20 protein-coding genes and 1 pseudogene are annotated in these 20,489 nt (G+C 71.2%); 11 read left to right on the forward strand and 10 right to left on the reverse strand.

The features are described 5' to 3' along the window. Nucleotides 1-40 precede the first annotated feature (40 nt). From MOV08_RS41035 to MOV08_RS41050, 4 genes are all read right to left on the reverse strand, one after another. On the reverse strand, nucleotides 41-667 hold the full coding sequence (locus MOV08_RS41035; RefSeq protein WP_275311286.1) for a cytochrome b/b6 domain-containing protein: 627 nt from the start codon (nucleotides 665-667) through the stop codon (nucleotides 41-43). Further along, a complete protein-coding gene (locus MOV08_RS41040; RefSeq protein WP_039639365.1) occupies nucleotides 651-1,367 on the reverse strand; it encodes a molybdopterin-dependent oxidoreductase in 717 nt (238 codons plus the stop codon). Before MOV08_RS41040 ends, MOV08_RS41035 begins: the two co-directional genes overlap by 17 nt. A 252-nt stretch (nucleotides 1,368-1,619) precedes the next feature. Beyond that, entirely contained in the window at nucleotides 1,620-3,770 is a 2,151-nt protein-coding gene (gene helR, locus MOV08_RS41045; protein WP_039639367.1) for an RNA polymerase recycling motor ATPase HelR, read from the reverse strand. A 302-nt stretch (nucleotides 3,771-4,072) separates the two neighbouring features. Continuing rightward, complete coding sequence (locus tag MOV08_RS41050) at nucleotides 4,073-4,363, reverse strand: phosphotransferase family protein (RefSeq protein WP_275311287.1); 291 nt, start codon at nucleotides 4,361-4,363, stop codon at nucleotides 4,073-4,075. Between the two features lie 102 nt (nucleotides 4,364-4,465). On the opposite strand from MOV08_RS41050, the gene MOV08_RS41055 reads away from it, so the two are divergent. From MOV08_RS41055 to MOV08_RS41075, 5 genes are all read left to right on the forward strand, one after another. Then, the gene (locus tag MOV08_RS41055; RefSeq protein ID WP_275312034.1) at nucleotides 4,466-4,744 is read left to right on the forward strand and encodes a hypothetical protein; all 279 of its coding nucleotides are present in this window, start codon (nucleotides 4,466-4,468) and stop codon (nucleotides 4,742-4,744) included. Beyond that, nucleotides 4,666-5,568, forward strand: a complete 903-nt coding sequence (locus MOV08_RS41060; RefSeq protein ID WP_275311290.1) for an NAD(P)/FAD-dependent oxidoreductase — start codon at nucleotides 4,666-4,668, stop codon at nucleotides 5,566-5,568. Before MOV08_RS41055 ends, MOV08_RS41060 begins: the two co-directional genes overlap by 79 nt. An 89-nt stretch (nucleotides 5,569-5,657) precedes the next feature. Next, nucleotides 5,658-6,131 carry a flavodoxin family protein gene (locus tag MOV08_RS41065; protein ID WP_275311292.1) on the forward strand — a complete coding sequence of 158 codons (474 nt, stop codon included), beginning with the start codon at nucleotides 5,658-5,660 and terminating at the stop codon, nucleotides 6,129-6,131. Nucleotides 6,132-6,252: 121 nt separating this feature from the next. Continuing rightward, a complete protein-coding gene (locus MOV08_RS41070; protein WP_275311294.1) occupies nucleotides 6,253-7,458 on the forward strand; it encodes an NAD(P)/FAD-dependent oxidoreductase in 1,206 nt (401 codons plus the stop codon). After that, complete coding sequence (locus tag MOV08_RS41075) at nucleotides 7,455-8,375, forward strand: RNA polymerase sigma-70 factor (protein ID WP_275311296.1); 921 nt, start codon at nucleotides 7,455-7,457, stop codon at nucleotides 8,373-8,375. The genes MOV08_RS41070 and MOV08_RS41075 overlap by 4 nt, the downstream gene beginning before the upstream one ends. A gap of 63 nt (nucleotides 8,376-8,438) precedes the next feature. On the opposite strand, the gene cpt is transcribed toward MOV08_RS41075, so the two are convergent. The 3 genes from cpt to MOV08_RS41090 all read right to left on the reverse strand — a co-directional run bounded on the left by cpt (nucleotide 8,439) and on the right by MOV08_RS41090 (nucleotide 10,690). Next, complete coding sequence (cpt, locus tag MOV08_RS41080; RefSeq protein ID WP_275312035.1) at nucleotides 8,439-8,969, reverse strand: chloramphenicol phosphotransferase CPT; 531 nt, start codon at nucleotides 8,967-8,969, stop codon at nucleotides 8,439-8,441. Nucleotides 8,970-9,078: 109 nt separating this feature from the next. Further along, nucleotides 9,079-9,471, reverse strand: a complete 393-nt coding sequence (locus MOV08_RS41085) for a nuclear transport factor 2 family protein (protein WP_275311298.1) — start codon at nucleotides 9,469-9,471, stop codon at nucleotides 9,079-9,081. Nucleotides 9,472-9,631: 160 nt separating this feature from the next. After that, the gene (locus MOV08_RS41090; protein ID WP_275311299.1) at nucleotides 9,632-10,690 is read right to left on the reverse strand and encodes a zinc-binding dehydrogenase; all 1,059 of its coding nucleotides are present in this window, start codon (nucleotides 10,688-10,690) and stop codon (nucleotides 9,632-9,634) included. Between the two features lie 55 nt (nucleotides 10,691-10,745). Between MOV08_RS41090 and MOV08_RS41095 the strand changes: the two genes are divergently transcribed. Further along, the gene (locus MOV08_RS41095; RefSeq protein ID WP_275311300.1) at nucleotides 10,746-11,606 is read left to right on the forward strand and encodes a helix-turn-helix transcriptional regulator; all 861 of its coding nucleotides are present in this window, start codon (nucleotides 10,746-10,748) and stop codon (nucleotides 11,604-11,606) included. Between the two features lie 45 nt (nucleotides 11,607-11,651). Here MOV08_RS41095 and MOV08_RS41100 read toward each other — a convergent pair whose 3' ends face one another. Continuing rightward, nucleotides 11,652-12,878 carry a CaiB/BaiF CoA transferase family protein gene (locus MOV08_RS41100; RefSeq protein WP_039639377.1) on the reverse strand — a complete coding sequence of 409 codons (1,227 nt, stop codon included), beginning with the start codon at nucleotides 12,876-12,878 and terminating at the stop codon, nucleotides 11,652-11,654. A 10-nt stretch (nucleotides 12,879-12,888) separates the two neighbouring features. After that, nucleotides 12,889-14,172: an acyl-CoA dehydrogenase family protein gene (locus MOV08_RS41105; RefSeq protein WP_275311302.1), complete on the reverse strand. Its 1,284-nt coding sequence runs from the start codon at nucleotides 14,170-14,172 to the stop codon at nucleotides 12,889-12,891. 213 nt (nucleotides 14,173-14,385) lie between these two features. Between MOV08_RS41105 and MOV08_RS41110 the strand changes: the two genes are divergently transcribed. From MOV08_RS41110 to MOV08_RS41120, 3 genes are all read left to right on the forward strand, one after another. After that, nucleotides 14,386-15,711: a PucR family transcriptional regulator gene (locus MOV08_RS41110; RefSeq protein ID WP_275311304.1), complete on the forward strand. Its 1,326-nt coding sequence runs from the start codon at nucleotides 14,386-14,388 to the stop codon at nucleotides 15,709-15,711. A 251-nt stretch (nucleotides 15,712-15,962) separates the two neighbouring features. Further along, nucleotides 15,963-16,505, forward strand: coding sequence for a YcxB family protein (locus tag MOV08_RS41115; RefSeq protein ID WP_275311306.1), 543 nt, complete (start codon nucleotides 15,963-15,965; stop codon nucleotides 16,503-16,505). A 144-nt stretch (nucleotides 16,506-16,649) separates the two neighbouring features. Then, nucleotides 16,650-17,402, forward strand: a complete 753-nt coding sequence (locus tag MOV08_RS41120) for a type 1 glutamine amidotransferase (RefSeq protein WP_275311307.1) — start codon at nucleotides 16,650-16,652, stop codon at nucleotides 17,400-17,402. Nucleotides 17,403-17,517: 115 nt separating this feature from the next. On the opposite strand, the pseudogene MOV08_RS41125 reads toward MOV08_RS41120, so the two are convergent. Continuing rightward, nucleotides 17,518-17,838 (reverse strand): annotated as a pseudogene (locus MOV08_RS41125) (DIP1984 family protein); the annotation flags it as partial. Between the two features lie 344 nt (nucleotides 17,839-18,182). On the opposite strand from MOV08_RS41125, the gene MOV08_RS41130 reads away from it, so the two are divergent. Together MOV08_RS41130 and MOV08_RS41135 are read left to right on the forward strand one after the other, a co-directional pair. Continuing rightward, nucleotides 18,183-19,583 (forward strand): MFS transporter, encoded by a 1,401-nt coding sequence (locus tag MOV08_RS41130; RefSeq protein WP_239010292.1) that lies wholly within the window; start codon nucleotides 18,183-18,185, stop codon nucleotides 19,581-19,583. A 202-nt stretch (nucleotides 19,584-19,785) separates the two neighbouring features. Beyond that, a complete protein-coding gene (locus MOV08_RS41135) occupies nucleotides 19,786-20,469 on the forward strand; it encodes a LysE family translocator (RefSeq protein ID WP_275311310.1) in 684 nt (227 codons plus the stop codon). Nucleotides 20,470-20,489 lie beyond the last annotated feature (20 nt).

Here is a 20,489-nt window from a genome sequence, read left to right on the forward strand (position 1 = left end):
GCTCGAAGCGTAACGGCCGGCTGTGACAGTGGCTTCCCGCTCAGGACTCCTCCTCCCACAACGGATGCTCCCGCCTGGCCCAGGCGCGCGAGACATGGCCGGTGCGCAGCCCGCGGCGGGCCTCCGGATCGCGGGCCGCCATCCACACATGGCCGATGACGAGGACACCGATGAGCAGGGCGATCCAGTCGTGGACGAAGGTCGCCCCGGTCCGCCAGAGCAGCGGCACCAGGATCGGGAACCACAGGATCAGACCGGTACCGATCATGACGAGCGCGGCTCCGGCGACCAACGCCGCATACAGCTTCTGCCCGGCGTTGAACTTTCCCGACGGACGGTGGTGCCCGCGCAGGGCCGCTCTCACCCAGCCGCGGTCCTGCGGGCCGAACCGGTTCAACCGGCCCAGATCCGCCCGGAAGGCCCGTGAGACCAGCCCCGCCAGCAACGGTGCCGGCAGGGCGATCCCCGCCCACTCGTGCAGGGTGACCAGCAGGCTGCGGCGACCGACGAGTTCGGCCAGGTAGGGCACGTACAGGCAGGCCGCGGTGAGCAGCATGATGCCCATCAGCGCCGCCGTGGACCGGTGCACCCACCGCTCCGCGGCGGTGAACCGCCGCAGCCTCTCCGCATGGCGCACCGGGGCCGGCCGTTCAGTCAATGCTGGCATCGTCCCGCCCGTTCGATCGGCCGACCCAGGCGTCCACGTCGTACCCGCGCTCTTCCCAATAGCCGGGCTGCACACGGTCGGTGACCGTGATGCCGGACAGCCACTTCGCCGACTTGTAGAAGTACATCGGCGCGGCGTACAGCCGGACCGGCCCGCCGTGCGCGTGCGTCACCGGCCGGTCGTCCATCGCGTAGGCGACCAGCATGTCGGGCCGCCGGGCCTGGTCCAGGGTCAGGCTCTCGGTGTACACGCCGTCGAAGCAGGTGAACCGCACGGCCTTGGCGCCCGGCTTCACCCCCGCCGCGTCGAGCAGATGGGACAGCCGCACGCCCGTGAACGGCGTCCGTGGCACCCGCCAGCCGGTGACGCACTGCACGTCCTTGACCGTCCGGGTGCGCGGCAGACCCTGAAGGTCCGCCAGCGTGTACGCCGTCGGACGCGCGACGAGCCCGTCCACAGTGAGGCGGTAGTCGGCGGCGGTACGTTGCGGGACCGAGGGGGCCACCGAGTAGAACCGGAAGTCACCGGAGCCGGGCAGCAGGCCCGTGATGCCGGTGGGATCCTTCTCGCGCACGCCGGCGAACACCCCGTTGAGGCTGTCCTGCAGCGGCGCCCCGACCGCCACGCCCACGGCGCCGAGCCCGAGCATTCCCAGGACCAGTCGCCGACCGACGGGCCTGCCTTGCCTTTCACTGACCATGCGACCAGCACAACACCGGTTCGGGGCCGCCGACCACCCCTCGCGCCCGACCGTCAGCGATTCGTAAGACCCGGAGCCGCTGCCTGCCGCAGCAGGCGCAGCCCCGGGAGCAGCAGGTGGGTCCGCCCGCTCGGGGGGTGGCGTGTGCGGGGAGTGGCGTTGGGCCGGCGCTGTTTGGGGCGCTGGCGCGGGCGGGACGGGACGGCGCCTCCATGGGCGCGGGGCGGCGGTCGGCTTGCCCCGCGGACGACGTCAGGAGCTCGTCAGGACGACGAGTTGCCGGGTCGCCCGGGTCATCGCGACGTAGCGATCGACCGCACCTTCGATGCCCGTGCCGAACTCCTCCGGGTCGACGAGGACAACCAGGTCGAACTCCAGCCCCTTCGTCAGTTCCGGGGCCAGCGACCGCACCCGGGACGTCGCCCGGAACGTGGGATCGCCGATGACGCAGGCGATCCCGTCCGCATGCGCGGCCAGCCAGGCGTCGAGGACCGAGTCCCGGTCCGCAACGGATGCGTGGGCGACGGGCACGCCGCTGCTGCGGATGGAGGTCGGCACATTGGCATCCGGCAACTCGGCCCGGATGACCAGCTCGGCCTCCGACATGACCTCTTCCGGCGTCCGGTAGTTGATGCTCAGGGCGGTCACCTCGACCCGGTCGAGCCCGATCCGCTCCAGTCGTTGCTGCCACGACTCGGTGAACCCGTGCCTGGCCTGGGCGCGGTCCCCGACGATGGTGAAGCTCCGGGACGGACACCGCGACAGCAGCATCTGCCACTCCGCGTCGGTCAGTTCCTGCGCCTCGTCCACGACGATGTGCGCGAACGGGCCGGCGAGGCGGTCCGGATCGATGCCGGGCAGGGCGGTCCGGTCGATCAGTCTGTCCTGTAGGTCCTGCCCGCGCAGCATGGTCACCGCGCCCTCACCGTCGTCATCCGCCGCCAGCACATCGGCGATGACGTCGGCCATGCGGGCGCGCTCGGCTTCGGCAGCGGCCTGCTGCCGGCGGGTGCGTCGCGCCGCCTCCGGGTCGCCGAGCCGCTGCCGCGCCGCGTCCAGGAGCGGCAGGTCGGACACCGTCCATGCCTGGGGCGTCTCCTTGCGCTGCAGCGTGCGCACCTCGTCGCGGCTGAGCCAGGGAGCGCACATCCGCAGATACGCCGGCACCGACCACAGGTCCCCGACGAGGTCGGTCGCTTCGAGCAGCGGCCAGGCACGGTGGAGGGTGGTGACCAGCTCCTCGTCGTGCCTGAGCGAGCGTCGGAACAGGTCGGGCGGGACATCGCCGTCGAGCTTGTCCAGCAGGATCGTGACCAGCTCGTCCCAGATCTGCTCGCGCGCCTCGTTGTGCGGGGTGCCTGGATCCGGCGCGTCGAACGCCTCGGCCCAGTCGTCGGCGCTCAGTCGGATGTCGGCCCAGTCGGTCGTGACCGTCATCCCCTCGGCCGGCGGCTCCTCGTAGAACCTGACGGCCGCCTCGATCGCCTCGACCATGCCCGCGGACGACTTCAGTCGGGCGACCTCCGGGTCGGCCTCGACCGCCGCTCCGGCCCCCTCGGCGACGAGGTCCCGCACCGTGCAGGTCTGCACCCCCTCCTCCCCGAGACTGGGCAGGACGTCCTCGACGTAGGCCAGGTAGGGCTGGTGCGGACCGACGAACAACACGCCGCCCCGACGGTGGCCGAGGCGCGGGTCGGAGTAGAGAAGGTGGGCGGTGCGATGCAGGGCGACGACCGTCTTGCCCGTGCCCGGGCCGCCGTCGACGACGAGAGCGCCCCGGGAACCCGCCCGAATGATGGCGTCCTGGTCGGCCTGGATGGTGGCGAGCACGTCGCGCATCCGGGACGACCGGGTGCTGCCCAGGCTGGCGATGAAGGCGGACTGGTCGTCGAGCGCGGCGTGCCCGTCCAGTCCGTCGGCGGTGAACACCTCGTCCCAGTAGTCGCTGATCCGGCCGCCGGTCCAGCGGTACCTGCGGCGGCTGGCCAGACCCATCGGGTTGGCGTGGGTCGCCGCGAAGAACGGTGCGGCAGCCGGGGAGCGCCAGTCGACCAGCAGCCGACGCCCCGCGCTGTCGGTGAGGCCGAGCCGTCCGATGTACACGGGCTCGGGGTCGTCCGCGCCGACGACGCGCCCCAGGCACAGATCCAGGCCGAAGCGCCGCAGGGCACGCAGGCGCCCGGTCAGCCGCTGGACCTCCGCGTCCCGGTCCATGGCCTGCCGGCCGACGCCGCCGGGCGCCTTCAGCTCGGCGTCGAGGCGGTCGGACAGTTCGGCCATCGACTGCTCAAGGCTCTCCGCGATGGCCGCGAAGTGCCGTTCGTCGGCGGCGATCAGGGTCGGGTCGGCCTTGGAGGAGAGGCGGTCGGGAAGGTCGAACGCGCTGGTGGTCAGGGGACTCATCTCACCGGCTCCGATAAAAACACGCACTTCGTAAAGCTCCCATTGCCGAAGGTTCTGGCCGAGGTCAGCGATTGTGCGGCATGACTGGGGCCTTGCCGCAAGACCCCCCGTGCGCTATACGTTGAGAGTGGCAAGGAGTGGGTACGCCCTTCTGCCGTGATCGTCCGTTCCGGACAGACAAGCCCTTCACGAGGCGCGACGCGCCGCATGCGGTGCTGCCTGACGCCCGAAAGCCCTCGGCTGACGGCAGGCAAGGCGCTCGGCCCATGCCGCCGACGGCCCCGATGCGGGCCGGACACCACTCAGCGCAAGGCGCGATCCAACGCGTCCCGGTGAGCGAAGTCGGAGACGTCCCGGACAGCCGGCCCGAGCCGGAGGTACTGCCCACACACATGGGCGACCTCGTGGATCCGTGCGCCGGGAGCCGCCAGATCCCAGTCGATGAAGGCCACCGGGCGCAAGGCGCCGTCGACCGGCCGATAGACCGTGTTCTTGGGCGAGAGGTCGTTATGGCATACGACCTCGTGCGACCCGGCCAGTGCCGTGCCCGCCGTCAGGCCATTGTGACTGCCATCACACCCCTCCGCTGTCACGATCGCCCGGCCTGCGATGTCCTCACAGCGTCAGGTCGAACTGAACGGAGGTGGGTCGTGGTGGCGCGAGTGGTGGTCGTCGGGGCGGGCTACGCAGGAGTGATGGCCGCGAACCGACTGGCGGCCGTGGGACGGTCCGGCGTGGACGTCACGGTGGTCAACCCGCGACCGGATTTCGTCGAACGCATCCGGCTGCACGAGCACGCAGCGGGCGCGCCCCGCGCGATACGGCCGCTGCGCGGGCTGTTGCGCCCCGACGTGCGACTGCGGGTGCGGCGGCGGACACGATCGCCGAGCGATCCGTGCGGCTCGACGACGGCGGCGCGCTCGACTTCGACTATCTGCTGTACGCGGTGGGCAGCACGGCCGCCCGCGGCATGACCGGGTCCGAGCACGCCTGGAGCATCGCCGACCTCGACGGTGCCGAGTCGTTGCGCACCCGGCTGCGGCAGCTGCCCGCACAGGCACCCGTCGTCATCGTGGGCGGCGGCCTGACCGGGATCGAGAGCGCCGCCGAAATCGCCTACCGGTACCCGTCCTTGGACATCGCGCTGGTCTCCCGGTCGGTCGCCGCCGGGCTGCCCGCATCCAGTCGCGCCCGCATTCACGACAAGCTCGCCAACGCCGGGGTTGCGCTGCACACCGGACTGCGGGTCACCGCAATCCGCGCGGGCGGCGTCGACACCGACGGCGGCCGGCTGCCCAGCGACTGCACGGTCTGGGCGGGCTCGTTGGCCGTACCGGACCTGGCGCTGCGCAGTGGCCTTCCGGTGGCCGCCGACGGCCGTCTGCGCACCGACGACGCCTTGGTGTGCCTGCACCATCGACGGATCGTCGGAGTCGGCGACGCCGTCGCGCCACCCGCGCACGTGGGGGCGCACCTGCGGATGAGCTGCCAGGCGGCGTTGCCCATGGGCGCCCACGGCGCGGACACGGTGCTCGCGATGATCCGAGGGCAACAACCGTCGTCCGTGTCGATCGGCATGACCGGACAGGCGATCAGCCTCGGGCGGCGGGACGGCTTCATCCAGGCCGCGCATCGGGACGACACCCCCGCGGCGTTCGCGCTGTCCGGCCGGGCGGCGGCCGTGGTCAAGGAACGCGTCTGCCGCTTCACCGTCACCTCGATGCGGTTTCCGCGCGCCTACCGGTGGCTTCCCGGCGCGACGCCATCAGTGCCTGTGCCGCCCCCGGTCGCAGCCTGATGAGCGGGAAGAACTCCCGGGCAGACTGGGCGCATGGCCCGATCCGCCCAGCACCACACGGAATACGTCGAAGCGAAAGGAACAGCATCATGAAGGCCGTCATCGTGTGCACCTCCGTGTCCCACGGCAACACCAAGAGGGTCGCCGACGCCATGGGTCAGGTGCTCCAGGCCCGGGTCGTCGCCCCCGAACAGGTCGATATGGCAGAACTCGCCACCTGCGACCTGGTGGGATTCGGCTCCGGGATCTTCATGCAGAACGTCCATCCGCAGCTGCGCCAGTTCGTCCAGGCACTCCCGACGGGTGCACGGCGCAACGCGTTCGTGTTCACCACCAGCGGGCTTCCCGCACTGCGGGTCCGGCCCTTCACCCGCCCCCTCGTGCGGCTCCTCCAGCAGAGGGGCTTCGAGGTGCGCGACACCTTCTCGTGCCGCGGCTTCGACACCTCGTTTCCGTTCAAGCTCGTCGGCGGCATCAAAAGCGGACGTCCCAACGGCGCCGATCTGGTGGCGGCGCGTACCTTCGCCGAAGGGCTGCGCGATCGGATCGGCGCCGCCTCCTGACCGGCACGGTCCAACCGCCCCCTCCGCGCCCTGTGTTGTGCGTCACATCGACCTCATGTCACGTATGGGCGGCCAGCTTCCATCTGGTGGTCGTCAGCAGCGCATCAAGGAGGGCGGAACGATGAACGCACAGCAGGGCACCGGCACGGAGACCGCGCACCGGGTGGTGGTTCTGGGAGCGGGTTACGCGGGCATGGCCGCGGCCGTTCAGCTCGCGGCCCGCACCAAGCGACGCCAGGGCGTGCAGGTGACCGTGGTCAACGCGCAGGAGCGGTTCACCGAGCGCCTGCGGCTGCACATGACGGCGACCGGGCAGGAACTCGCCGAGCTGAGCATCCCGGAGGTGCTGGAGGGCACGGGCGCACGGTTCGTGCGCGGCTGGGTGACGGCGGTGGACGCGGACGCGAAGACCGTGCGGATCGACGACCACCGAGTCCTGCACTACGACACGCTGGTCTATGGGTTGGGCACGGTGGCCGACACCTCGGCGGTGCCGGGTGTCGAGGACCACGCGTACTCCCTGAGCACCGTCCAGGAGGCCGAGTTGCTGGCCGACCGGCTCGGGAGGCTCGGCGGCGGCACGGTGGCGGTGGTCGGCAGCGGGCTGACCGGCGTCGAATCGGCCGCCGAGATCGCCGAACGGTACCCGGAGTTGAACGTCGTGCTGCTGGGCCGCCAGGAGCCCGGCGCGACGATGAACGCGAAGGCCGCGGCGTATCTGCGGGCCGCGCTCGGCCGGCTCGGCGTCCAGGTGCGCGCCGGCGTCGAGGTGGCGAAGGTGCTGCCCGACTCGGTCGAGTTGGCGGGCGGGGAGAGCATCGCCGCCGAGGCGGTGTTGTGGACGAGCGGTACGCGGGTGTCGCCGCTGGCGGCAGCCGCCGGATTGGCCGTCGACGAGCGCGGACGCGTCGTCACCGACGCCACGCTGCGCTCGGTGTCCCACCCCGAGGTGTACGCGATCGGCGACGCGGCAGCGATCCGCCAGGGATACGGCGTCATGCACGGCACCTGCCAGGGCGGCATGCCGACCGGTGTGCACGCCGCGACCTCGATCGACCGCGTTCTCAAAGGCAAGCAGCCCAAGCCGTTCCGCTTCGGCTACTACCACACGCCGGTGAGCCTGGGCCGGGGCGACGCCGTGGTGCAGTTCACCCACCCCGACGACAGTCCGCGCCGGATCTGCCTGACCGGCCGCATGGCGGTCCGGTACAAGGAGACGGTGACCGCCTCGCCCTGGCCGACCTACGGCCGTATGAAGAAGATGCCCGCCTCGGGCGCGTTCTGGCCCCGTGGGGGCCGCTTCACCCGCACCCAGGAGACCCGGTGACCAACCCCGCAACCCACCCCGACCAGCAGGTCTTCCACGAGCACCGCAACCTGCTGTTCTCCGTGGCCTACCGTCTCCTCGGCACCGCGGCCGATGCCGAGGACGCGGTCCAGGACGCCTGGATCAAGTGGTCTGCCGCGGACCGCTCGCAGGTGGCCGACCCCAAGGCGTACCTGACGCGGATCGTGTCGAACCTTGCACTGGAACGCCTGCGCTCCACCCGGCACAAGCGGGAGACCTATGTGGGGCCGTGGCTGCCGGAGCCCATCCTCACCGGAGGGGACGCCTCCGAGGCCGTCATGGATGCCGAGTCGGTGTCGATGGCCATGCTGGTGGTGTTGGAGACGCTCAGCCCGCTCGAACGCGCGGTGTTCGTGTTGAAGGAGGTCTTCGACTTCAGTCACGCCGAGATCGCGGAAGCGGTGGAGCGTTCCGAGGCCGCGGTGCGACAGGCCGCACACCGCGCCCGCGAGCACGTGCGGGCCCGGCGACCGCGCTTCGCCGCGGACCGGTCGCGGCAGCGCGAGGCCACCGAGCGGTTCTTCGCCGCCGCGACCGGCGGCGACGTCAACGCCCTGTTGGAACTGCTGTCCCCGGACGTCACCCTGTGGACCGACGGCGGCGGCAAAGTCCGCCAGGCACTTCGCCCGGTCGTGGGCGCGGCCACGGTGGCCGCCTGGTTCGCGGCCATCGGCACCGTCACCTACCAGGGCATCGACCCCGCCGACATGAAGGCCGAACTCGCCGAGATCAACGGCGGGTTGGGCATGGTGTTCAGCGCCCCGGACCGCGTGATCGCCACCGTCACCTTCGACTTCGACACCGACGGCCGCATCATCGCCCTCCACAACGTGGCCAACCCCGACAAGCTCCAGGCCGTCGCCGACGGCACCCCCTACGACATGGGGACGCGATGAGCAGCCGAACTCCGTGATCAGACGCCGGGCCACCGCCGGGCCCGGCGGGACGGCCGACTACGATCACTTGACGTGTGCGGCGATGCTCCGTGCGCACTCCATCGACTCGGCATGCACGGTGTCCACTTCCAGGTCGTACTCCACGCCCTGGTGGACCGCCTCCGCCTGGGACGCGGCCATCCCGATGATGCGGTCGCCTCGTGCCACCTCGCGGCCCGCGGCGACCGCACCGTCACACCTCACGCCGACCCACAACACCGGGAGTTCGCCCAGGGCTTTCCGCCAACGTTGCTGTGAGTCCGCTCCGCCCAGGAAGACCTCGTCGACGATGACCCGGGCGCCCGCTCGGGCCATCGCGGCCACCCCTTCGAGCCAGGCGGCCTCCAGCGCGCGGAACTCCGGCCCGACGACCACTTCTCCGTCCGACGCGAACTCGATACCGCCGTCCGACGTCTGCATGGACGCCGGCATGGCCTCGACCAGCGTGTCCGTCCCGAGCGCCAGCCACGGATCCGGCAGGACCGCCTGCAGACACCGGACGATCCCGGACTTCCCGGAGCTGGAACCACCATTGAGAACGATCACCTGAGTCATCACCGCGCCACAGTAGAGGCGCCGGAGCAACACGCGAAACGGATTTCGCGCACCTCGGGCACCTGCCACAACGCGCCGGAGCCGGTGACTTCGGCGGCTCGGCCGTACCCTAGGCCGTGTCCACACCGGGCGGCACGGGTGTGGCCTGGTGGTAGTACATCCGCCAGCCCGCCCCCTCGTCCCTCTTGCGCCAGATCGAGCTACGCCTGGTCCTGACATCGCCGAGTACGGTCTCGAAGGTCAGATGCACCAGGCCCGGGGCGAGCCGCACGCCTGAGATGTCCGAGGGCTCGTAACGGGGAGCATCCGGCGAACGGCCCGGACGACTGGACAGCTCGGCGACCATGGCCTCGTACGTCCACCGCCGCCCCGATCCGCCGACCTCCACGAACTCCGGGTCCAGGAGCCGGCGGACGCGCTCCCGCGAGGCGCGGACCCCTGGGTCCATGAGCTGCAACTCGCCCGCGATCGCCTGGTTCACGTCGTCTGTCGCACTGTCCATGGACATATCCTCCCCGGGTCCACCCGCTCCGCCGCAACCCCATTCGTCGGCCGTCACGTCGGGGCCGGCGCGATCCACGGGAGCGCGGTCCCCGCGACGTGCGGTAGCTCGGCCTGCCGTTGCCTGTCCTGGTCCGATTCGGCGACGCGGTGGCGCTCGGTCACGGGACCAGGACGACGATGCCCAGGCCGCGTGACTGGGACGCCGCGGTGAGTGCCGCGGTGGGGTCGTCGAGCCCGACGACCGTGATGTCGAGTGCCGAGAGGTCGATCACGCCGCCGCGGACCATCGACCACACGTCGAGGATGGTCGCGTCGCGGCATATCCACGATCCGCGCAGCGTCAACCGCCGGTGCATGAAGTCGCCGTACGGGATCGGCAGGTCCTGGCGTACTCCGCCGACGAGGACCCAGGAGCCGTCCGGGCGCAACGCGTCGTACCCGGCCATCGTCGGGCCCGGGCTCGGCACCGCGCCGAGCGTGTCGACGACCGCGTCGACCGGCCCGGCCGCCGCCGCGATCGCGCTCCCGTCGGTCGCGCGGTCGCCGCTGAGCGGCACGGGCAGCACGCGCGCATCGAGGCCCGCGAGTGCGGCGAGCGAGTCGCGGTCGCGTCCGACCGCGACGACCGCCGCGGCGCCGCGGGCGAGTGCGACGAGCACGGCCGCCGCCCCGAGTTGACCGGTCGCGCCGACCACGGCGACGACGTGCCCCGCGCGCACGGATGCCCGGTCGATCGCTTCGGCCGCGATGCTCAGCCAGGGCAGGAACGCGAGCCGCTCGGGCGCCGGGTAGGCGTCCGCGCCGGGCAGGGCGACCAGGGTCCGCTCCGGCTGTACCGCCCGTTCGGCGTACAGTCCGTCACGCCACACCTCGCGTATCCGCTCGGTGGTCGGTGTGGCGCGGCCGGCACCGCCGATCCCGGTCCAGGCCAGCAACGCCTCTTCCGGGTGGGCAAGGCGCCCGGACCGGAACAGCCCATTGGCGACGACGACATCGTCCGGCCGCACTCCGAACACGTCGTCAGCGGTGGCCGTCACCCGACCGATCCCACAGGCCCCCAGTACGATCGGGGTCGGGAAGCCACCGCGTCCTCCGGCCACGAGGACGTCGGTGTACGCAGGGATGTGTGCGGCGAGGACGTCGAGCGTCGCGCCGCCGCCGCGGAGCGGGGGGTCGGGCAACTCCGCGAGGTGCAGGCCGCTTTGGGGTGTGGTCATCTGCCATGCCTTCATGGCTGTGTAGTCCACACGAGGCGAGGGGCGGTATCCAGACATGCCTGATGGTGGAACCAGGAGTACCAGGAAGAGCGCCGGACGGGAGGACGCGGCGGCGGTCGCGCGGCGCGAGCTCGGAGCGTTCCTGCGGGCGCGGCGCGAGCGGATCGGCCCGGCCGACGTGGGGCTTCCGGAATCGGCCCGCCGCCGCACGCCCGGTCTGCGGCGGGAGGAGCTGGCGGTGCTGGCGGGGGTGAGCACGACCTGGTACGCGTATGTGGAGCAGGGCCGGGACGTGCGCCCGTCCGATCAGGTCCTGGCGGCGATCGCGGACACCCTGCGGCTCGGGCCGGAGGAGCGGGCTCATCTCCGCGCGCTGGCCGAGGGGGCCGCCGGTCAGCGGCGCTCCGTCGGCCGCGAGGACTCCCGTCCGCCCGTGGTCGAGACCGTCGCTCCCGAGGTCGCCGCGGTCCCCGCGCTCGTCGCTCCCGCCCCGGCCTACGTCACCGGGGCCGCCGCCGACGTGCTGGTCTGGAACGCCGCCGCCGCGGAGTTCTTCCCGGGACTGGTCCGACGACGGGACGCCGACCGTCCCAACCTCGCACGCTGGGTGTTCCTCGATCCCGAGGCCAGGCACGTACTGGTCGACTGGGAGTCGGTGGCGCAGTCGGTACTGGCCAGGCTCCGGACGAACGCCGGTCGGCACCCGGGCGACGAGCGGTTCCGCCGGCTCGCCGCGGAGCTGCGCGCCGGCAGCGCCGAGGCGGACGCATGGTGGCCCCGGTACGACATCGCCGGGCACCGCACCGGCAGCAAGCGCGTCCGGCACCCCTCCCGCGGCGATCTGACCCTCGGCCATGCGGCGTTCACCGTCGCCGATGCCCCGGAACAGGTTCTCGTCGTCTACTCCTCACCGTAGCGACGCTGGGGCGGGCGGTGGTCGGACCGGAGCCGGCGGCACGGCTCACCGTGGCGGCGGGATCGCCTCCGCGGCGCGCAGTCCCTCGATCGCGGCGGCGTCGAAGCCGAGTTCGCCGAGGACGTCCTCGGTGTGCTCTCCGAGGTCCGGGGCGGGCCGCGGCGGGACCTTCCGCTCCTGGTCGAGCCGTACGGGGCTGTCGATGGTGAGGTGGGGGGCGGCGCCGTCCGACTCGATCGGCACGAGGACTCCGTTGGCCTTGAGCTGCGGGTCGGCCGCGCTCTCCTCCAGTGTCTGGACGACTCCGTAGGTGAGCCCGGCGGAGTCGAGCAGTGTGCGCCACTCGGCCAGCGGGCGCCTGGCGAACGCCTGGTCCAGCAGCGCGACGATGTCGGCGGAGTGCACGTGCCGGCTCGCGGAGTCCTTGAAGCGCGGGTCCTCCGCCGCCTCGGGATGGCCGATCGCCCGGAGGAACAGCGGCACCTGCTTGTCCTCGTTGACGAAGGCCAGCAGCAGCCAGCGGTTGTCGGCGGTGCGGTAGGTGTTCGCCAGCGCGTTGGGCGGGTGCAGTCGGTCCACCGGGCGCGGGTTCCTGGCGCCGACCAGGAGGGCCTGCAGCCAGACACCCGCCGCCCAGGCACCCTCGGCGATCAGGGAGGCGGTGACCCGAGCGCCCCGGCCGGTCTTCTCACGCCGGTACAGCGCGGTCATGATCCCGGCGAACAGGGTGACCGCCGTCGAGTGGTCGCCCGCGCCGGAGACGTTGATCGCGGGCGGGGCGTCGCTCTGGCGGGTGAGGTCCATCAGCCCGGTGCGCGCCCAGTAGGCGGTCGCGTCGAAGCCGGGCAGGTGGGCGTCCGGTCCCGTCTCGCCGAAGCCGGTGACGTCCGCGTAGATCAGGCGGCCGTTGAGCGGCGCCAGGTCCTCGTACTCCACGCCCAGTCTGGCCCGCACCGGCGGGGGGAAGTTCGTGACCAGCACGTCGGCCCACCGCACCAGGGCTTCGAGGACCGGCCGGGCGCCGGGGGACTTCAGGTTCAGCTCGATGCTGCGCTTGTTGCGGTTGTCCAGCTGCCAGGCGTAGTTGACGCCCTCGACCCGCGGGTTCGGCGGCATGCGGCTGAAGGCCCGGTAGGTGTCGCCGACGCGCGGCGGCTCGACCTTGACGACGTCGGCGCCGAAGTCGCCCAGCACGGTGGCCGCGGCGGGCCCGGCGATGAAACTGGCCAGGTCGACGACGTGGAGTCCCTGCAGCAGCGGTGTGTCGTCCATGGCTGCTCCCTCAACGGCCGGCGCCCGGAGTCGGCGGCACGAAGGCGCTGTAGCCGGTGATGTCGCGGCCGACGATCAGTGCCTGCACCGTGTCGGTGCCCTCGTAGGTGTCGATGGCCTCGATGTCGCACAGGTGCCTGGCCACGTGGTAGTCGAGGATGATGCCGTTGCCGCCGAGCATGTCGCGGGCATCGGCGAGGATGGCCCGGGCGCGCTCGGTGTAGTGCATCTTGGCCAGGGCGACCCGCGGCATCGAGAACTTGCCCTCGTCCATGAGCTGGCTGAGCCGGTACTGCATGCACAGCATGTCGGTGATGTCGGCCAGCATCCGCGACAGCCGGTACTGGATGAGTTGGAACGCCGCCAGCGGTATCCCGAACTGCTTGCGCTGCTTGGCGTAGGCCAGTGCGGTCTCGTAGCCGGCGATGGCGGCGCCGATCGCCTCCCAGGCCACGCAGAAGCGCGAGGCCAGCAGGACCTTCTCGGTGTCCCGGAAGGTGTGGACGTCGGCCAGGCGGTTCTCGGCGGGCACGCGGACGTCGGTGAGGGAGATCTGCGCGTTCTGCACGCAGCGCAACGCCGTCTTGCCGGTGATGACCTCGGCCTCGAAGCCGGGGGTGCCCTTCTCGACGACATAGCCCCCGACGTGGCCGTCCTCGCCGCGGGCCCAGATGATCACGTAGTCGGCGAAGGTCGCATTGCCGATCCACCGCTTGTGCCCGTTGAGTACGTAGGCGTCGCCGTCCTTGCGCGCGGTCGTCTCCAGCTTGACCGCGTCCGTGCCGTGGGCGGGTTCGGTCAGGCCGAAGGCGCCGATCTTCTCCAGGCGCGCCATCGGCGGCAGGAAGCGTGCACGTTGCTCGTCCGAGCCGAGCAGGGCGATCGACATCATGGCCAGGGCCGCGTGCACCCCGGTGAAGGTGGAGATGCTCAGATCACCGCGGGCCAGCTCCAGGATCACCACGCCGGCCGTCACATTGCTGAATCCCGGGCACCCGTAGCCCTTGATCTGCAAGCCGGAGATGCCCAGTTGCGCGAGCTTGGGAACCAACTCGTGGGGAAACTCGGCCCGTTCCCAGTAGGGGTTGATGATGGGGGTGACCTCCTGGTCCATGAAGTCCCGGACCTTCCGGCGGAGGGCCTTCTGCTCGTCGTCCAACAGGTCGTTCAGCAGGTAGTAGTCCGTGTAGTCGGACCCGCCCAGTACGGGCGGCTGGACGACCGGATGCCCGTTCCCGGGGCCGACGGTGGTGAGGTCGACGGGTGCCATCGTGTTCTGAGGTATCGCGCTCATGGGTACGGTGCTCCTCTCCGGATTCCCCTCCCCGTTCCGGTGGTCCTTCGGGATCAGGCTAGAGAGCGTCGGGCGAGAAGCCATCGGACGCCGGGTACGACCTTTCCCGGGGGAGTGGTGCCGACCGCACGAATCACCCACCGTAGCGCTGCCGCGACAGAAGGCGTCGAGGTGCTCCATGCGTGCTCGTGGGAACCGGATTACGCTGGTCACATGCCCGTGGGTGACGCCGAGGCCACGGAGCGACTGGCGGTCGTGGCATCGGCGGTGGGGGCGAACGCCCCGGAGGTCAGCCGGGATGTGTGGGAACACCTGCTGGCCGAGATCCCGCAGCTCAGAGGCGACGAGGCGATCCTCGGCCTGCTGCGGGCGAGCGTCTCGGAGAACGTCGTCACCCTGCTGCACATCTTTGAACACGACATCTTCCTGGAAGACGCCGAAGCGCCTGTGGCGGCGGTGGAGTACGCCCGCCGCCTGGCCCAGCGGAACATCCCCATCAGCGCGCTCGTCAGGGCGTACCGCATAGGCCATCTACGTTTCCTGCAGTGGTGCCTCGACGAACTCCACCGCCGGTGCGCCGACGAGAACGTCTCCGCCCGCACCACTCGACGCATGTTGGCGGTGAGCTTCGACTACATCGACCGGGTCACCGAGCAGGTCATCGAGGTCTACCAACTCGAACGCGACCGCTGGCTGCTGGGCCAGACCGCCGCCCGGACCGGTCGGGTGCGGGAGATCCTCGACGGCGATCCCGCGGTCCCCGACCGCACCGATTCGGTGCTCGGGTACCGGTTGCGGCAGCACCACGTCGGCCTGGTGCTGTGGCTGCCTGAACGGTGCCACGGCGGGGCGGCGCTGGCCCGCCTCGACCGGCTCACCGGGAAGATCGCGGCCGAGCTGAACTGCGCCGGCGAGCCCCTGTTCGTGGCTCGCGACGAGGCGCTTGCCTGGGCCTGGCTGCCGTTCGGCACACGCGGCGAGATCGCCTGGCCCGCGCTGGCGGACACGGTGGAGGGCGGCGATCCCACCGCACGCGTCTGCGCGGGCGAGGTGGGGTCCGGCATCGACGGTTTCCGGCGCACCCACCGACAGGCACTGCGTGCACAGGAACTCGCGCTGGCCGCCGCCACGGGCCTCCGGGTCACCGCCTACCCCGAGTTCGCTCCGATCGCCCTGATGTGCCAGGACATCGACAGCACCCGGGCCTGGGTGTGGAACGTCCTCGGCGACCTCGCCACCGACGACGAGCACTCGGCGCGGCTGCGGGAGACACTGCAGATCTTCCTGGCCACCGGCGGCAGCTACACCGCGACCGCCGGCCACCAGATCCTGCACAAGAACACCGTTCAGTACCGCATCCGCAAGGCCGAGGAGACCATGGGGCATTCGGTCCACGAGCGCCCCACCGAACTGGGGATGGCGCTGCTCGCCTGCCGCTGCCTCGGCTCCCCGATCCTCCGGCCCGCCGGTGGCGACGTCGCCCCGACCCAGGCGCGGGGCGACCAGGGGAAACGTACGGGCCCCACGGGGCGAGCATGAAGTTCGCCGGAGGTCGGAGGTCGGACGCCGGACGCCTGATGCCCGACGTTGGACGCCCGACGCCTGGTGCAGTACCCAGGCAGGACCGCCGTCCCGCATCGACCGCCAGTCGGTCCCGTCGACTGCGACGTTAGGATCACTTGCCGGCCGCTGCCACCAGACAGCGCCGGACAGCGCCAAGACAGCGGCAAGACAGAGCCAGACAGGGCCGGGCAGGCCCGGGGCCCGGGCAGAACACGGGGGACGCCATCGTGACGGAGACGGGAAAGATCGAGCTGTCGTACACGCCGACGGTCGAGGACTTCAAGGAGGCGTTGGGGGCGCGGGCCAGAACGTCGAAATCCGCCCGCCGGACGCGCTGGCTGCTGGCCGCGACGGGCGTCTGCCTGACCGTCGCGACGGTGCTGGGGTTGGCGCAGAAGGGCAGACTGGATGTGCCGCTGATCATCGGGCTGGCGGTGTTCGTCGTGATCATGCTGGGGCAGACCGGTCTGCAGGCCCGCGGCTTCCACCGGCTCGCGGCCGCCAAGGGCGAGCAGCGCATCGTCGTCGACGCGTCCGGTGTCACCGTCTCGACGGCCCAGGCAACCCATTCCCTCTCCTGGCCGGCGACGCCCCGCTACGTCGAAACCCCGGGGATTTTCCTCTTGTTGAGCGGGGACGAGAACGCTTCGACCATGACGCTGCTGCCCAAGCGCGGACTCGGCGCTGCGACTGATGTCGATCGGCTGCGCGCCGTCCTGGATCAGTACTCGGTCCGGGCAGGTGCGGAGCGGAACCGTCCTCGCCCTTGAGACCCGGCGCTTGAGGCCCGTCCTGTGACGCCCCGGCTCGCGGGTCGGCCTGGACCGTATCCGCCAGTCTGCCCCCCTGACCTGCCACGTTACGGGTGTAGGCGGACCATTTCCCACCTGCTCGTCGTCTCCGGAGACCGTCTCATGCCCGCACGAACCGTCCTGATCCTGCAACACGTCGAAGTCGAGAAGCCCGGCATGATCCTCGACGCCCTGGACGGCAGCGGCCTCGGCATCGACATCCGCAACCTGATCGACGTTCCGGGAGCCTCGGCCAAGGACCTGCCTGCGGTGTCGGAGCTGGCGGGGCTCGTCGTGATGGGTGGCCCCATGAACGCCGACGACCTGGCCGGCCATCCGGCCCTGAAGGTGGAGCGCGAGCTTTTGGCCGACGCACTCCGGCACGGGGTTCCGACGCTGGGGGTATGTCTCGGGGCCCAACTTCTCGCTCGTGCCCGGGGCCTGGTGGTACGTCCCGGCAGCGAGCTCGGTCGGAGCAGCGAGATCGGCTGGGCGCCGCTGCTCGACGTGGACCGCGACGACCCCGTTGTCGGCCCGCTGGCCGACGCCCCCGGGGTACTGCACTGGCACGGTGACCGCATCGTCCCCGATCCCGGGACCCGCGTCCTCGCCCGTACCGACTCCACCGAGTGCCAGGCGTTCCGAGCCGGCCCGGTCGCCTGGGGCCTGCAGTTCCACCTGGAGGTCACGCCGCGCCTCCTCGACGACTGGCTCGCCGAACCCGCCTTCGCAACCGAAGCCGAGGAAGCTCTCGGTGCCGACGCCGTCGACAGGCTACGAGCCGACGCCCGCGCCGCCGCACCGGCTCTGCGCCCGCTGGCCGAGCGGAGCCTGGCCCATCTGCGGAGCCTCTTCGAGGCACACACCGATCGTTAGCGGCCAACTGCCCGCCAACTGCCCGCCAGCCGCCGGCCAATGAAGGTGGCTGTGCGGAGGCTGCGCATGCTGCGATGGGGGAACCCCGAGCCCGCCCCCATCAGCTCCGACCGCAGCCCCGCTCGCCGGTGCCCGCTGCCGCATCCGCCGCCGCGGTGACCACCGCATGGCGCAGCCGCAGCACATCCCGGCGTGCGAGCGCGTCGGTGAGCGTGCCGTCCGGGCCCATCTCCACCGCGGCGTTGGTCCGGTTGATCCTTCGGATCAGCGTCTCCAGGGTGTCCAGCACCTCACCGGCCTCGGCCAACAACTGGGCCGCATCCTCGGCGGGCGTCTCCCCTTCCTGGTACCGCGCGGTGCTGACGACGCGGGCCCGCAACTGCTCCACACGGCGCGTCGCCTCGGCGCGTTCTGCCAGTGCCTCAGCCAGCTTCACTGTCTGTACGTCCTGTCCTTCGTCAGTTCGCATGAGTATAGGGACGGCCACAGGCAGGTACGCACCTGGATTTTCGCTCCGGGGCGGCCCGAACCAGGCACCGGAGCCTCGTGACACGCGGAGCCGTGCCGGTGTCTGACTGTGCGGAGGGAAGCGTCGTCCGAGCGGCGGGGCTCCGGCCATGCTCCGGCGCTGCGGTGGAGCACTCACACGGCGCAATCGTGTCGCCCGGGAGAGCGCTGTTGTGGGCGCGTCGCGTTTTGCGGCAGTGGCGTGGGCAATGCCTTCGGGGCCGCGGACCGGTCCGCAGCGACCGTCCGTTGTGAACTTGCCCCTGGAGTGCCATGAGCACGGTTGTTGCCCGCAGCATGTCCGTGTCCGTTCCCTCAGCCCTTATCGGCCCCCTCCTCGTCTTCGTGCTGCTCGACGGGTTCATCCAGGGCAGCGTCGTCTCCCTGCTGCCCGTCATCCGCGACGCGTTGCACACCACCACCGGCCCGGCGATGTGGATCACCGCGGCACAGTTCCTGTCCGCCGCGGTGTGCGTACCGGCCTTCGGGCGCCTGGGCGATCTGTACGGCCACCGCCGCATGCTGCGGGTCGCGCTGGGGTCGATCACCCTCGGCTCCGTGCTGTGTGCCTTGGCGCCGACCCTGGCTCTCTTCCTCACCGGCCGAGTCCTGCTCGGTCCGCTCAGTGCCCTGCTTCCCTTGTCCGTGGGACTGGTGCGGGACCGACTGGACACCGCGGCCAGCCGTCGTGCGATCAGTCTGCTCGCCGCGGCGCTCATCCTCGGGGCGACGGCCGGTACGGCAACGGCGGGGCCCCTGGCGTCCGTTGCCGGCGGTGGCCGCACGGTGCTGTGGAACCTGGTGGTGCTGGCCGGCGCGGGTTTCGTGCTCGCCCTCACCCCTCGCATCGCGGAGACCGGACGGCTGGCGAGCGGCAGGATGGACTGGACGGGGGCCGTTCTGCTGGGCCTCGGCCTCACGCTGCTGCTCGGCTCCATCGCCCAAGGCACCACGAGGGGTTGGGGCTCCCCGCTGGTCGTAGGGGGCCTGCTTCTCGCGCCGATGGCCCTGGGGCTGTGGGTGCGTTCCTCGCTGCGGAGCCGTGAACCCCTGGTCGACGTGCGGGCGATGGCGAGCCGCGCCATCGCACCGGCCTTCGCCTGTGGTTTCACCGCGGGCGTCGTGATCCTCGGCGGGCAAGGCATCACCGTCGCCTTCCTCGACGCCGCCCCCGAGAAGGCCGGCTACGGCTTCGGCCTGCCGCACTGGCAGATCGGCCTGTGGATCGCGGTCCCGGCCCTGATCAGCTTCCTGGCCGCCGGTGCGTCGGCTTCCGTCGGCCATCGACTGGGCTACCGCACCATGCTCGCCCTCGCCTTCCTCCTCGTCGGCGCCGGATTCGGGGTGCAGATCGTGGGGCACGCCGTCATGGCGACGTGGTACGGCGGACACCTGCTCTCGGGCGTGGGCGTCGGTCTTGCGGTCAGTGGGTTGCCCACAGTCATCACCGAGGGCAGCCCACAGGACCGGGCGGCGGCGTCGACCGCCGTCTACTACAACCTCAAGACGGCCGGCGGCAGCGTCGCCGGAGCCGCGGCGGCCGCGGTCTTCAGCGGCCTGTTGATCCAGTCCACGCATCAACCGTCGCTGACGGCCTACCTGTTGCTGTGGAGCGTGTGCGGCGTCCTTGCGTTGGCGTCGGCGGCCCTGATCCGCCTCACGCCGCACACATGACAGTGCCGTGGCGTCCCCTCGGCGGTCGGCCGCTGGCGGTGCCGGGTGACCGCCGCCAGGCATCGAATCATCGGGCATATTTCGCATATCGGTTTCCCTCCGAGGTGTGGTGTGCGAAATCGACGATGAATACCGCAATTTCTGCCCGATCCCGGGCAGGAATATGGACGTTCCGTCGTTTGTCGACCTAGGGTGATCGCTCATGATCACCCTGCACGCGATAGGGACCTTCGCCCTGATAGTGGGTCTTCTCACCCTCACGCCCGGACTGGATACCGCGCTCATCCTGCGCACCGCGGCGCTCGGGCGCCGTCGTCGAGCCTGGGGCGTGGTCCTTGGCATCCAGTGCGGCACGCTGGCCTGGGGCGCACTCACCTCGCTCGGTGTGACCGCGCTGCTGACTGCCTCTCACCTCGCCTACGAGACTCTTCGTTGGGTGGGCGCCGCCTACCTGGTGTGGATGGGCGGCAGGATGCTGTGGGCCACTCGGCGCAAGGCGTCGAGCGAGAGCCCGCAGACATCGGAGACCGGGGATGCGGCCGCGACTGGAACTACGAGGAAGGGCAAGGCCGGGCGGGGGGCCGGCGATACCCTGCTCGGCGGTTGGCGACAGGGCGTCGTGACCAATCTGCTCAACCCGAAGATGGGCGCCTTCTATGTCGCGGTGCTCCCGCAGTTCATGCCCGCCGGCGCCCCGCACCCTGCGCTGGGCGTGCTCCTGGCCGGTGTGCACATCCTCTTGGCCGTCGGCTGGGCCTGTGCGCTGATCGCCTTCGCGCACATGGTCCGAGACCGTCTGCAACGCCCCTCGGCCCGCCGCTGCCTCGACCGCATCACCGGCACGGTCATCGCCGCCTTCGGCATCCGGCTCGCACTCGGGCAGTGAGGCACCGGGCGGCGCAATCG

Origin of the sequence: Streptomyces yunnanensis, assembly GCF_029011865.1 — a bacterium.
GTDB classification, from domain to species: domain Bacteria; phylum Actinomycetota; class Actinomycetes; order Streptomycetales; family Streptomycetaceae; genus Streptomyces; species Streptomyces yunnanensis.

Bases quoted from the DNA above. Each gene is read 5' to 3' on its own strand.
- MOV08_RS41135 (WP_275311310.1), top strand. From the start codon at position 19,786: ATGATCACCCTGCACGCGATAGGGACCTTCGCCCTGATAGTGGGTCTT.
- MOV08_RS41035 (WP_275311286.1), bottom strand. From the start codon at position 667: ATGCCAGCATTGACTGAACGGCCGGCCCCGGTGCGCCATGCGGAGAGG.
- MOV08_RS41120 (WP_275311307.1), top strand. From the start codon at position 16,650: ATGCCCGCACGAACCGTCCTGATCCTGCAACACGTCGAAGTCGAGAAG.
- MOV08_RS41065 (WP_275311292.1), top strand. From the start codon at position 5,658: ATGAAGGCCGTCATCGTGTGCACCTCCGTGTCCCACGGCAACACCAAG.
- MOV08_RS41110 (WP_275311304.1), top strand. From the start codon at position 14,386: ATGCCCGTGGGTGACGCCGAGGCCACGGAGCGACTGGCGGTCGTGGCA.
- MOV08_RS41070 (WP_275311294.1), top strand. From the start codon at position 6,253: ATGAACGCACAGCAGGGCACCGGCACGGAGACCGCGCACCGGGTGGTG.
- cpt (WP_275312035.1), bottom strand. From the start codon at position 8,969: ATGACTCAGGTGATCGTTCTCAATGGTGGTTCCAGCTCCGGGAAGTCC.
- MOV08_RS41095 (WP_275311300.1), top strand. From the start codon at position 10,746: ATGCCTGATGGTGGAACCAGGAGTACCAGGAAGAGCGCCGGACGGGAG.
- MOV08_RS41085 (WP_275311298.1), bottom strand. From the start codon at position 9,471: ATGGACAGTGCGACAGACGACGTGAACCAGGCGATCGCGGGCGAGTTG.
- MOV08_RS41055 (WP_275312034.1), top strand. From the start codon at position 4,466: ATGGCCGCGAACCGACTGGCGGCCGTGGGACGGTCCGGCGTGGACGTC.
- MOV08_RS41130 (WP_239010292.1), top strand. From the start codon at position 18,183: ATGAGCACGGTTGTTGCCCGCAGCATGTCCGTGTCCGTTCCCTCAGCC.
- MOV08_RS41100 (WP_039639377.1), bottom strand. From the start codon at position 12,878: ATGGACGACACACCGCTGCTGCAGGGACTCCACGTCGTCGACCTGGCC.
- helR (WP_039639367.1), bottom strand. From the start codon at position 3,770: ATGAGTCCCCTGACCACCAGCGCGTTCGACCTTCCCGACCGCCTCTCC.
- MOV08_RS41040 (WP_039639365.1), bottom strand. From the start codon at position 1,367: ATGGTCAGTGAAAGGCAAGGCAGGCCCGTCGGTCGGCGACTGGTCCTG.
- MOV08_RS41090 (WP_275311299.1), bottom strand. From the start codon at position 10,690: ATGACCACACCCCAAAGCGGCCTGCACCTCGCGGAGTTGCCCGACCCC.
- MOV08_RS41105 (WP_275311302.1), bottom strand. From the start codon at position 14,172: ATGAGCGCGATACCTCAGAACACGATGGCACCCGTCGACCTCACCACC.